The sequence below is a fragment of the Aldersonia kunmingensis genome (genome assembly GCF_001646865.1).
Classification (GTDB): Bacteria; Actinomycetota; Actinomycetes; order Mycobacteriales; family Mycobacteriaceae; genus Aldersonia; species Aldersonia kunmingensis.
In genome coordinates this window covers 49,386-60,650 of record NZ_LRRB01000315.1, presented here as the reverse complement: position 1 = coordinate 60,650, position 11,265 = coordinate 49,386, and the positions used below count along the sequence as shown (strand labels likewise).

11 protein-coding genes are annotated in these 11,265 nt (G+C 66.0%); 4 read left to right on the top strand and 7 right to left on the bottom strand.

The window, feature by feature from the left end:
- Positions 1-36: 36 nt before the first annotated feature.
- The 3 genes from A8G08_RS25350 to A8G08_RS25340 are packed head-to-tail and all read right to left on the bottom strand — an operon-like array spanning position 37 to position 3,018.
- The gene (locus A8G08_RS25350; RefSeq protein WP_068280542.1) at positions 37-1,068 is read right to left on the bottom strand and encodes an acyl-CoA dehydrogenase family protein; all 1,032 of its coding nucleotides are present in this window, start codon (positions 1,066-1,068) and stop codon (positions 37-39) included.
- On the bottom strand, positions 1,068-2,216 hold the full coding sequence (locus tag A8G08_RS25345) for an acyl-CoA dehydrogenase family protein (protein ID WP_157108799.1): 1,149 nt from the start codon (positions 2,214-2,216) through the stop codon (positions 1,068-1,070). The genes A8G08_RS25350 and A8G08_RS25345 overlap by 1 nt, the downstream gene beginning before the upstream one ends.
- Before the next feature lies 1 nt (position 2,217).
- Positions 2,218-3,018 carry a crotonase/enoyl-CoA hydratase family protein gene (locus A8G08_RS25340; protein ID WP_068280540.1) on the bottom strand — a complete coding sequence of 267 codons (801 nt, stop codon included), beginning with the start codon at positions 3,016-3,018 and terminating at the stop codon, positions 2,218-2,220.
- 380 nt (positions 3,019-3,398) lie between these two features.
- Here A8G08_RS25340 and A8G08_RS25335 point away from each other — a divergent pair, with 380 nt between their 5' ends.
- Positions 3,399-4,139: a FadR/GntR family transcriptional regulator gene (locus A8G08_RS25335; RefSeq protein WP_068280537.1), complete on the top strand. Its 741-nt coding sequence runs from the start codon at positions 3,399-3,401 to the stop codon at positions 4,137-4,139.
- A gap of 244 nt (positions 4,140-4,383) precedes the next feature.
- Here A8G08_RS25335 and A8G08_RS25330 read toward each other — a convergent pair whose 3' ends face one another.
- The 3 genes from A8G08_RS25330 to A8G08_RS25320 are packed head-to-tail and all read right to left on the bottom strand — an operon-like array spanning position 4,384 to position 6,414.
- A complete protein-coding gene (locus A8G08_RS25330) occupies positions 4,384-5,025 on the bottom strand; it encodes an RES family NAD+ phosphorylase (RefSeq protein ID WP_084436865.1) in 642 nt (213 codons plus the stop codon).
- The gene (locus A8G08_RS25325) at positions 5,022-5,528 is read right to left on the bottom strand and encodes a hypothetical protein (protein ID WP_068280534.1); all 507 of its coding nucleotides are present in this window, start codon (positions 5,526-5,528) and stop codon (positions 5,022-5,024) included. Before A8G08_RS25325 ends, A8G08_RS25330 begins: the two co-directional genes overlap by 4 nt.
- A 49-nt stretch (positions 5,529-5,577) precedes the next feature.
- Positions 5,578-6,414: an SMP-30/gluconolactonase/LRE family protein gene (locus A8G08_RS25320; RefSeq protein WP_068280531.1), complete on the bottom strand. Its 837-nt coding sequence runs from the start codon at positions 6,412-6,414 to the stop codon at positions 5,578-5,580.
- A gap of 312 nt (positions 6,415-6,726) precedes the next feature.
- On the opposite strand from A8G08_RS25320, the gene A8G08_RS25315 reads away from it, so the two are divergent.
- Entirely contained in the window at positions 6,727-7,908 is a 1,182-nt protein-coding gene (locus A8G08_RS25315; protein ID WP_068280528.1) for a pentapeptide repeat-containing protein, read from the top strand.
- Positions 7,909-8,081: 173 nt separating this feature from the next.
- Here the strand turns inward: A8G08_RS25315 and A8G08_RS25310 are convergent, their stop codons facing one another.
- Positions 8,082-9,227, bottom strand: coding sequence for a thiolase family protein (locus tag A8G08_RS25310; RefSeq protein WP_068280525.1), 1,146 nt, complete (start codon positions 9,225-9,227; stop codon positions 8,082-8,084).
- A 149-nt stretch (positions 9,228-9,376) separates the two neighbouring features.
- Between A8G08_RS25310 and A8G08_RS25305 the strand changes: the two genes are divergently transcribed.
- The gene (locus A8G08_RS25305; protein ID WP_068280522.1) at positions 9,377-10,405 is read left to right on the top strand and encodes a TIGR03617 family F420-dependent LLM class oxidoreductase; all 1,029 of its coding nucleotides are present in this window, start codon (positions 9,377-9,379) and stop codon (positions 10,403-10,405) included.
- Entirely contained in the window at positions 10,405-11,265 is an 861-nt protein-coding gene (locus A8G08_RS25300; protein WP_068280519.1) for an alpha/beta fold hydrolase, read from the top strand. Before A8G08_RS25305 ends, A8G08_RS25300 begins: the two co-directional genes overlap by 1 nt.

Sequence of the window (11,265 nt, the reverse complement as noted above, 5' to 3'; positions counted from 1 at the left end):
GGGGTGAAGCGCACACTACGGCCACGCGGAATACGGTTAGCCGCCCTCGATGAGCGACCAGAGGCCCGCGCCGCCCGCGGCCACTGCGGCGTCGGTGAGCACGTCATCCCAGTAGCGGACTGAACCGAATTCGGATCGCCACGACAGGATTCGGTTCGTGTAGCGATGCAGTTCGTGCTCCATGGTGAAGCCGATCGCGCCGAGGGATTGATGCGCCTTACGGGCGACCAGCGTCGCCGCGTGCGCTGACGTGGACTTCGCGGTGGCCACGGCGAACTGAACGCGTGGTCCCTGCCAGCCCTCTTCCTCGGCGACGGCGACGGCGTGTTCCGCCGCCGCGCGGGCAAGCGCGGTTTCGGTCGCGATCGCGGCGACCATGGCCTGCACCGCCTGGAATTTGGCCAGCGGCCGGCCGAACTGCACGCGGGAAGTGGTGTGCTCCACACAGATTCGCAGAATCCGCTCCATCGCGCCGCACGTCGCGATGCTGCGTGCAAGCGCGCCACGCAAACCGAACGCCTCGATCGCACTGTCGTCGATTGGCTGTCCGTCGAGCGTCGACAGGTCGACCGACACTCGATCGCGCGGTTCGAAGGCCACATTGGTCCCGGGCTCGATGCTTACCCGCGATACCGGGACATCGGCCACACGCCAACCGCCATCGGTCTGGTACGCCAAGGCAATCCGGTCGACCTGGCTCGCCCACGGCACGGCGACCGCAGTTCCATCTGAATCGAGCACGGCGGCGGTGCGCACCACACCGTCGTCGGATATGCCGAAGCCAGCCAGGAGGAATCCCGCGAGCAGGTCGCTCTCCGCCAACGGCACGGCCGCGAGGTGCTCGGCACCCGAGGACAGCAGTACCGCAGCTTCACGCCAACCTGCCTCGCTACCACCGGTATCCGCGCCCTCAGTAAGCCGGGACAACCCCGCCTCGTCGAGCGCCGACCACAGTTCGCGGTTCAACGTCAGCGGGCCGTGCACTTCGTTGCTTTCCTCGCGATACCGCGCGAAGATCGAGTCGACCAGTTCCGCGAGCGCGGGATCGACCGAATTATCCTGTGCCACTACCGCATCCCCAATCCGCGTGCAATGACCCCGTCCAGGATCTCCGTCGTACCGCCGCGGAGTGTGAATCCGGGACGCTGCTGGAGCCCGGCGCGGACCAGTTCGCCGAACCGTTCGGTCGGCGGCCGATCATCGGAAAGTTCCTCGACGACCTCGACGATGTCGCCTTCGAGCCGTGTGCCGAGCGTCTTCACGACGGACGCGGCGAGGTCCGCCTTTTCGCCGCGAGAGAGCACCTGCGATACCGACAGCGACATCTGATGCAGAGCCGAAAGCCGAGCCACAATGCGGCCGGTCTCTGCCGTACGCGGCAACTCACCGCGGCCGATCAGGTCGATCGCCTCCGCGAGCAGCGCGAAAGTCGACATGAACCGTTCGGGACCGCTGCGCTCGAAGCCAAGTTCGGAGGTGACCTGCGCCCAGCCCTGCCCGATCTCGCCCATGACGAGTTCATCCGGCACGAACACGTCATCGAGGATGACCTCGTTGAAGTGGTGCTCGCCCGCCATGGTGTGGATCGGCCGGATGGTGATGCCGGGCGAGTCGAGCAGCACGATGAACTGGCTCAGCCCGTCGTGGCGATGCTCGGGATCGCGCGGAGAGGAGCGCGCCAACAGGAAGAACCCGTCCGCGAGATGCGCGCCGGAGGTCCACAGCTTGGTGCCGGTGATCTTCCAACCACCCTCCACCGCAACGGCTTTGGTACGCACATTCGCCAAATCGGACCCCGATTCGGATTCGCTCATGCCGATGGCCCAGCAGATCTCACCCGCCGCAATGCCGGGCAGGAACCGCTGCTTCTGCTCCTCGGTGCCGTACTTGAGCAGCGAGGGCGCGGCCTGCCGGTCGGCGACCCACTGCGCCGCAACCGGGGCACCCACGGCGAGCAGTTCCTCGGTGACAACGAACCGTTCGAGGAAGGTCCGGCCATGACCGCCGTATTCGACAGGGATGGTCATGCCAAGCCAGCCGCGCTTGGCGAGCGCCTTCGTGAATTCGGGGTTCCACCGGGTGAGCCAGGTATCGACGCCCGGCGTGAATACGCCGGCGGCAATCTGCTCCTCGAGGAAGGCCCGCACCTCCGCGCGGAGTTCGGCCAGTCCCTCGGGCAGCAGGGCCGCCGCAGGGACCAGCCGCTCCAACGTCACCTCACTCCCCCGTGTAGTTCGTCGGGCGCTTCTCGACGAAGCCCTCCAACGCTTCGCGATGATCGCGGGTGTGGTGAGCCAGGGGCTGCATGGCGGCGGAAAGCTCGAGCAGGCTCTCCAGCGTCATGTGCTGGCCCTCGCGCAGCAGTTTCTTGGTCATCCGCACGGCGTTGGGTGGGTTTGACGCCACCCGCTCGGCCAGCTTCATTGCCTCGTCGAGCAGTGCCTCGGGCGCGACCACCCGGGACACCAGGCCCCAATCGAGTGCGGTTTTGGCGTCGATCGTGTCCCCGGTGAACGCCATCTCCGCAGCGCGGGCATTACCCACCGCGCGCGGCAACAGCCACGCACCGCCGTCGCCAGGAATGATGCCGAGCTTCACGAAGCTCTCGGCGAAAATCGCCTTCTCCGAGGCGATCCGCATGTCTGCCATGAGCGCGAGATCGCAGCCGGCCCCGATCGCGGCACCGTTCACGGCGGCGATCAGCGGCACCTCGAGGTGGTACAGCGCCCTCGGAATCCGTTGAATACCTTTGCGATAGCCGTTGCGCTGCACATGCGGGGCACCGCCGAACAGCCCGGTGCTGTCGACCATGTGCTTCACGTTGCCGCCGGAGGAGAAACCTTTCCCGGCACCGGTGATGATGACGACCCGGATGTCGATATCGTCATTCGCCTCGGCGACGAGTTCCTCGATCCGTTCGACCACCGGCTGGTCCGAGATCGGATTGCGCTGCTCGGGCAAGTTGAGCGTCCAGGTGGCCACGTGGCCACTTCTGGTCGCGAGTACGGTGTCGTTCATTTCTCGACGGTTCCTCTATTTCGGCATGCTGCGGCTCGGGTAGGCGTGCTGCTACTGCCTACCGCGAGCCGGGCAGGCCTGTCCACCGCCGACCCGACGGACCAACTGATCAGCGGGTGATGTCCACCCCGGCGAGCAGGACGGCTGCCGGCGCGACACCGGCGAGCGACTCGGCATGGATGGGCTCGCCTTGCGGACCCTGGTTCAGCGCGATGACCGCCAAGCCCGGAAATGGTGCGGATGAATGTACCTAATTAGGTGCACAATGAGTTAGTGTCCATCCTTTCGGGGGGGATTTGCGGGTAACGACGCTGCGCAGATCCACAGTTGGGGTGGAACATCCGTTCCGCCGAGGGGCTAGAGGAGGATCTGTGGCCGCTATGTTGAGAGGACCCAAGACGTCACTCGTCGTCGCCCAGCAGATCGTGCGAGACACGGCCCGCAAGGGCCTGAAGACCGGCGACCTGCTCCCACCGGAGAAGGCGATGCTCGAGGAGTACCAGATCGGGCGCGGCACCCTGCGAGAAGGACTGCGGCTGCTCGAGTTTCAGGGCATGATCGCGCTCAAGCCCGGCCCCAAGGGCGGCCCGGTGCTGCTCGATCCCGACGCATCGCAGCTCGCGAGCACGATCATCCTGCTGATGCAGTTACAGAACGCCTCCCTCCGGACGATCGTCGAGGCCCGCACCGCACTCGAACCCGTTATCTGCCGGCTCGCGGCCGAGCGGATCTCCGACGAGAAGCTGGGTGAACTCGAAGCGAACGTGGACCGGATGCAGCAGTCGTTCGACACCACGGATATCGACACATTCCTCGAGACCAACAAGGAATTCCACGACATCATCGCGTTTTCCACCGGCAACGCGCTCTTCGGTTACCTCACGGACGCACTCATGCGGATTACCGGCGGCACGGTGATGGGTGTGGACCATCCTGCGGCGCTGCGCGAGACCACGCTCAAGGCCCACACGAACATCTACCGCGCGCTCAGCGAGCACAACGCGGACCTCTCCGAGGAGCGGATGCGCGACCACATCAACGAGTACGTGAGGTACGCCGAGAAGAAGTTCCCCGAGCTGCTCGGCCAGGTCCTGCCCTGGAACCAAGCGATCGGCGGCTGACACACCGCTTCGGCGACAAGGCCCGCCCGAGAATCGAGCTCTCGGTGCGGGCCTTCTCGTTGTGCGGCCGGTTCGCCCCCGTCAGCCGAACCGCCTGCGCTGCACAGCCTTCGATACCCACTGCGCCATGCACCGAAACCTCGTCCCGGGCAAGCGGCAAAACTTCATGCCCTACGCGGGCGGGATCGTGGGGTACGAGAACACCTGGAACGGAGTCCGCGACGCGGAAGAGCGGTTACCGACCTCACAACGAGTGCGGGATCGGCAGAACGGTGATTCCGGTGTTGCGGCGCAATGCCTCGATCAGGCCCGGCCGGGTATCGAGGGTGTGGGTGGTGACCACGGCGTAGTCGCCGGTGATTGTTCCGATATTGGCACGATCGCCGGCCCCGTCGAACAGCGCGAGACAGGCGCGCGTGTGAGCCAGGTCGTGGCGGGCCCAATAGCGGATGCCTCGGTAGCCCGCGGCCCGGAGCGCCGCCGCCCACAACTGGGTGAGCTGATAGTTGCCGGTCGTGAAAATCTCTGCGGTGACACCGAATTGTGCGCATTCGTTCGATGTCAGATCGGCGACCGTGCGGTCCACGCCGAGTTGCACCCGCGAGATCGCCCGGGCTGACAGCTCGGAACTCGGGATGACTCGCATGCCGCCCCAGGTCTCGAGCAACGTGATCTGTTCGGACTCGGCGACGTAGCAGGTCCCATCCGGGGGTGCGAGATCGATACGGCCGTAACCGCTGTGGCCGAACCAGCACGGCCCCAACCCGGCGCCGTGGCAGCGGTAGGTGATCGTGCCCGCGGGCAGCGTCCTGGCCGGAAAACGACCGCGGAGCTGATCGGGGGAAGGAGGGGCGAGCAGGTGCAGAGCGGTGCGAGGTGCACTCACGCGGCAAGTCGCCCCGTCGCCGCATGGGCGAGGTCGACTACGGCAAGCGCATCGCCGTCAAGCAACGCCTGGCGAGGGGTGCGACCATCCAGCTCGGGTTGTTCGGTGCTCAGCCAGGACGCTGTCATCCAGCCGGACGCGTCGGGACCCGCCCACACCTTCAGCACGTCCTTGAGTCCCACGATCGGACGGGCGGGAGTGGCGTCATCGAATCCCGCCACCGAGTATCCGGCCGAGCCGTCCTCGGCCTGCAAACGCACAACCCGGTGCTCGCGAACGGCCTGGCTCAGGGCCTGCTTACTCCACCCCGTCACCTCGAGGACCTGCTTGTGGGTGAGGATCGGGCCGATGTGGTTTTCCCAAACTCGGCGCGCCTTCAGCCCAGAGAGCACGCTGCGGATCCCATGTTCTATGTAGGCAACGTCGGCCGGGTTCAGCTCGGCCTGTTCGAGACCGCTGGCGGCGAGCTCCGCGGCAACGATGTCCCGTATCGGGGTGCTCATGCCACAATCATCCTAGGTCAAGCAGGTCAAGTCAAGTAGGTCAAGTAACCTAGGGCGACCCAGCACCCGGGACGTCGACCCGCGTCTGCACAACCCATCCGGTCGACTCGCCGGCCATGAGGCCCTCGTGGGTCGTGTCGTCGACAACCATGTAGAGCGTGCGCCCATCGGCGCCACCCAGTGCGGGTGCCACGGCCCAGCCACCTTCGATTTCGACGAGATGAGTCACGTTGCCGCCCTGCATAACTCGCAGGAACTCGCCGGTGTCATAACACCCGACCCACACGGCGCCTTCGGCATCGACGCAGAGTCCGTCGGGGTGCCGCTCGGGCCCCAGATCCGCGAACACGCCTCGAGCGCCCAAGCTGCCGTCCGGCTCGATTCGGAACGACGAGATCCGCGACCCGCCCGTCTCGCTGACCACCAACGTTTGCCCATCGGGAAGGACGCACATCCCATTGGGCAGTTCCAGGCCATCCGCGACCACCCGAACCGCACCGCTTCGGTCAACGAAGCCGATCGCACCTCCGCCTTCGCGATAGAGATCGACGTAGGCATAGCCGCCGGGAGTGACGAGGAGGTCGTTGGTCGACCAAGCCACGTCGCTGATGTCGAACGTTGTCGCCGCGTTGGTCTTCGCGTCGACGTGATGGATCTTTGCCGCGAAAAGCGAGGAAACGACGAGCGTCCCGTCGGGAAGCCAGCCCAGGCCCGAGGGGCGTTCGACCTCGGCCTCAACGGTGAGGTCCTCACCTTCGCCCACCGAGTACACCTTGCCCGCCGGCCCGTCGGTGAACCACAGCCGATCCGCATGCCAACGCGGCCCTTCGCCGTAGACGAAGCCGTCGATGAACGGATGCGAGTCGAGGGCTGTGGGCGCAGTCATGTCCGCAGGTTAGTGACAGGGACGCTGAGCAACCACTCTTCGCCAGTTTCAACGGGATCCCGCGGATCCGAGCGCCGAGTGGTTGCCCAGCACCAAGCCGGCGGCAGGCGTGGTCGGGCGAGGTCCGGCCCCGTACATGTAACAAGGTAGACATTCCACTGGTACGCGTCGTCGGGTAGTTCTAGTGCGACACGATTCCGATTTGGACGCACGATGCCGAACTCTCCTGCAGGTCCACCCGGGCGCATCACAGCGAGCGCTCGGCGATGGCTGCTGGCTGCGTTTGGGACGATCGCAATCACCGCTGCGACGATGTTCGTTCTCGCGGTCGCCTCGTTCGTACTCGACTGGCAGGGGTTTTGGTCAAAGGCCAGCGCACCTTTCGGAGTGGTCATCGCGGGAATGGCCGTGCTCGGCGCGGGCGCACTCGTCCTCCACAACGGTGAACGCCAACGCCATAGCGACGCCGAGCATCAACTCGACGCGGCTCGACGATGGCGCGAGGAGCAACATCGCGCGGCCGCCGTCGCCGACCGGGCCCACGCTCGTGAGGTCGACCGGGAACTGCGCGTGCGGTTCAACACCGCGGCCGATCAGCTCGCGCATCCGAATCCAAATTTGCGTCGGTCCGGTGCCGCTGCGATCGCCACGCTCGCCGACGACTGGCACAGCTTCCGCGGCAACAAGGCCGAGCGTCAGGTCTGCATCGACGTACTGTGCGGCTACCTGACCACGCCCAACTCGACGCTCCACGCCACCCAGACGGAGCGCACCCATCGCCCCGCCAGCGACAACCCGCCCAGCGCGGGTGCCGACGGTACCGTCCGCACCACGATCGTGCAGCTGCTGTCCCGCCACCTGATCAGTCCGGATCGCGACATGAACTGGCGTGATGCGACGTTCATGCTCAAAGGCGCGGACCTTCGAGCCGTCGACCTGACGGGCGCGGTTTTCCACTATGCCGATCTCCGGCGCGCGCTGCTGAGTTGGTCCGCGCTCGGGGGTGCAGCGCTGCACTACGCCGATTTGTCCCACGCGATCCTGTCCTACGCCGAGCTATCCGGCGCGAATCTCACCGGCGCACGGCTGTTCGGCACAAATCTCACCGGCGCAACGATGTTCGGCACCAACCTCGCCAATGCGAACCTGGACTACGCCAAGCTGACCAACGCCGCTCCGTTCAGCGCGAACCTCACCAACGCACACCTGAACTACACCGATCTGAGCCGTGCGGATCTCACGGGCGCGGACCTGACGAACGCCGGCCTGGTCCGCGCGAATCTGACCGGAGCGAACCTCACCAACGCGAACCTGTTTGGCGCAAACTTGGCCGGAGCAGACCTCACTGACGCCCGACTGATTGGCGCAAACCTGACCGCCGCGAACCTGAACGGCGCGAATCTCGAGTACGCGGTCGTCGACCACGAAACGACCTGGCTGCCGCGATCGGCTGCCCCAGCAAGACACCGCCGCGTGCTGCGGACGACCGGATAGTCGCCGCTCGCGTTCACAGGTGCAAATTGTGTTTGTGGGTGCGAAGTTTCGGCCCCGTTTGGGGGTTTTGCACTCGTTTGGCTCGGACTTGGTTCTGTCCAACGGCCACGGCGTGCACAGACAACGACGCCGCGACGCTCGGTGAGCGCCGCGGCATCGGATGAAGCGTGGTGTTACTTGACGAGCTCGAGGATCGTCGCGTTGGCCTGGCCGCCACCCTCACACATGGTCTGCAGGCCGTAACGAATGTCGTTGCGGCGCATGTGGAAGATCATGTCGGTCATGATGCGGGCGCCCGAGCCGCCGAGCGGGTGGCCGAGCGCGATCGCGCCGCCGTTCGGGTTGAGCAGTGCCTCGTCGGCGCCGATCTCCTTCTGCCATGCCATGGGCACCGGCGCGAAGGCCTCATTGACCTCGAAGACGCCGATGTCGGAGACGGACAGGCCGGACTTCTCGAACGCCTTCTCAGTGGCCGGGATCGGCGCGCCGAGCATCATCACCGGGTCGGCACCGGCGACGACCGCGGTGTGGACGCGGGCGATCGGGGTGAGGTTGTGCTTCGCGGCGAACTCGTCGCTCACGATCAGCAGCGCGGCCGCGCCGTCGGAAATCTGCGAGGCGTTACCCGCGTGGATGACACCGTCCTCCTTGAAGACGGTCTTCAGCCCGGCGAGCTTCTCGACGGTGGTGCCGCGGCGGATGCCCTCGTCCTTGCTGATGACCTCGCCGTCCGGGTTGGTGACCGGGACGATCTGCTCGTCGAACAGGCCGGCGTCCTGCGCCGCCGCCGCACGCTCGTGCGAGCGGGCCGCGAACGAGTCGACCTCGTCACGCGAGATCGCCCACTTCTCGGCCATCATCTCGGCGCCGACGCCCTGGTTCGGACGCGCGTTGTAGCGCTCCATGAACAGCGGGCTCAGCGGGCTGCCACCGGCAGCTGCGCTGGTGCCGATCGGGATGCGCGACATCGACTCGACGCCACCGGCGATGACCGCGTCGTAGTGCCCGGCGAGCACACTGGCCACCGCGAAGCTCATCGCCTGCTGCGACGAACCGCACTGGCGATCGACGGTCACGCCCGGCACGGACTCGGGCCAGCCCGCAGCGAGCACGGCGTTGCGCGCGAGGTCGTTGGTCTGCTCGCCGACCTGGCTGACAACGCCCCAGATGACGTCGTCGACCAGCTCGGGCGCGATGCCCGCGCGGCGGACCAGCTCGTTCAGCACGACGGCCGAGAGGTCCACGGGGTGGATGCCGGAAAGCCCACCGTTCTTCTTGCCGACCGGGGTCCGTACGGCCTCGACGATCACTGCGCCCATCTGTCCTGCTTCTCCTTTGTCGCGGGTCCTGTGGTTGTGTTGATGACAGCCACATGGCCCTTGTATTGCATCCGCTCTGAGTTGCGTTGACTCCGAGCTTAGCGAGCGATAACTATTTAGCAAGAAGTTGAGACCTACGGGAGCTGATCATGAAGGTTGACCTGCCGCTCGGTGCACGCGGGGGCGCGCTTACCGGCGTCGACGAACTCGCGCGCGAGGCCGAGGACATCGGCGCCGATGGTGTCGCGTTCAGCGAGCTCACCGGCGATCCGATGCTGCACCTGACCGTCGCCGCGGGCGCTACCCGCCGCGTCGACCTGCTGACCAACATCCTGGTGGCGTTTGCCCGCTCACCGATGACGGTCGCCGTGCAGGCCACCGCGATTCAGGAGTACAGCAACGGCCGGCTGCACCTAGGCCTCGGCAGCCAGATCAAGCCGCATATCGAGCGGCGCTTCTCGATGCCGTGGAGTGCCCCGGCCGATCGGATGGCCGAGTTCGTGTCCGCGTTGCGGGCGATCTGGCACTCGTGGGAGACCGGCGACAAGCTCGATTTCCGCGGTGACTTCTACTCGCACACCTTGATGACGCCGATGTTCGTACCGAAGACCGACAATCCCCCGCCCAAGGTGCTGATCGCCGCGGTCGGCACCAAGATGACCGAGACCGTTGGCAAGGTCGCGGACGGACTGCTCCTGCACCCGTTCACCACCATGAGCTACGTGAACGAAGTGACACTGCCTGCGCTGCAACGCGGCCGGGCCGTGGCCGGCGCACCCGAGGCCGCACCCGAGATCGTCTCGTCCGGCATGATCGTCACCGGCCGCACCGAGGAGGAATTCGAGGAAGCCAAGACCGCGGTGCGCAACCAGATCGCGTTTTACGGCTCCACTCCCGCCTACCATCCGGTGCTCGAACTGCACGGACTCGGCGACCTTGGCGCCGAACTCAATTCGCTCTCCAAGAGCGACCGCCCGAAAAAGTGGTTGGAAATGGGCGAACTCATCGACGACCACGTGCTGAACCTGTTCGCCGCCGTCGGCACGACCAGCCAGGTCGCCGGAATCATCGCGGAGCGAAATGGTGACGCGACGCGCTACATGCTCAACTCCACCGGGCTGCCGTCAGCGGAGCTGCGCATCGAACTCATGCGCGCGATCCAGGAGGCAACGCGCTGATGTCGCCGGAGTGGTTCACCGATGCGTTGGCCGCCCCGGTCGAATCGCGATTCGTCGAATCGGCCGGCGTCTCTGTGCACCACCGCATTTGGGGCGCCCAGCACACCGGACCGGGCATTCTGCTGGTACACGGGAACACCGCGAACACCCACTGGTGGGATCACATCGCGCCGGCACTGGCCGCCGATCGCCGCGTGGTCGCGATGGACATGACGGGCTTCGGTGACAGCGACCGCCGCGATACGTACAGCTTCGACTTGTGGGCCAACGACATTCGGGCCGTACTGGACGAATCCCTTGCGTCCGGCTCGGTGATCGTGGCGCACAGCATGGGCGGCAAACCCGCGTACCTCGCCGCGACCAAGTACCCGAAGCTCGGTGGGTTGGCACTGCTCGACTCGAATATCGCGATAAAGCCCGACCCGGACCGCCTGGCGATGCTGGTGTCACACGCCGACAGCACGCCCCGGATCTACCCCGAGCGCGAGGATGCGGTGCGCGCCTATCGCTTGTTCCGCCCCGACGACAGCCCAATCGACGTGGCGGACTTCATCACCGAGCACATCGCACGGAATTCGGTGCGGCCCGTACCCGGCGGCTGGAGCTGGAAGTTCGACTACGGCGTGTACAAGGCCGTGCTCGATCCGCCCGCGCCGCTGCGGCCGCTCGATGTTCCTGTCTCAGTGATCCGCGCCGGGCATCACTCGGTCATCGACGATGTCTGCCACGAAATTCTGCTGCGTGATCTCGGGCCCGGGGTGATCGACACGACCCTGCCGAACGCCGGCCATCACGCCATGCTCGATGACCCGCATGGCGTGATCGAGCTTGTCCGCCAACTGGTTTCGGACTGGATCTGA

Excerpts from the sequence above, each read along its gene's own strand:
- A8G08_RS25340 (WP_068280540.1), bottom strand. The coding sequence starts at position 3,018 with ATGAACGACACCGTACTCGCGACCAGAAGTGGCCACGTGGCCACCTGG.
- A8G08_RS25335 (WP_068280537.1), top strand. The coding sequence starts at position 3,399 with ATGTTGAGAGGACCCAAGACGTCACTCGTCGTCGCCCAGCAGATCGTG.
- A8G08_RS25325 (WP_068280534.1), bottom strand. The coding sequence starts at position 5,528 with ATGAGCACCCCGATACGGGACATCGTTGCCGCGGAGCTCGCCGCCAGC.
- A8G08_RS25320 (WP_068280531.1), bottom strand. The coding sequence starts at position 6,414 with ATGACTGCGCCCACAGCCCTCGACTCGCATCCGTTCATCGACGGCTTC.
- A8G08_RS25315 (WP_068280528.1), top strand. The coding sequence starts at position 6,727 with ATGTTCGTTCTCGCGGTCGCCTCGTTCGTACTCGACTGGCAGGGGTTT.
- A8G08_RS25310 (WP_068280525.1), bottom strand. The coding sequence starts at position 9,227 with ATGGGCGCAGTGATCGTCGAGGCCGTACGGACCCCGGTCGGCAAGAAG.
- A8G08_RS25305 (WP_068280522.1), top strand. The coding sequence starts at position 9,377 with ATGAAGGTTGACCTGCCGCTCGGTGCACGCGGGGGCGCGCTTACCGGC.
- A8G08_RS25300 (WP_068280519.1), top strand. The coding sequence starts at position 10,405 with ATGTCGCCGGAGTGGTTCACCGATGCGTTGGCCGCCCCGGTCGAATCG.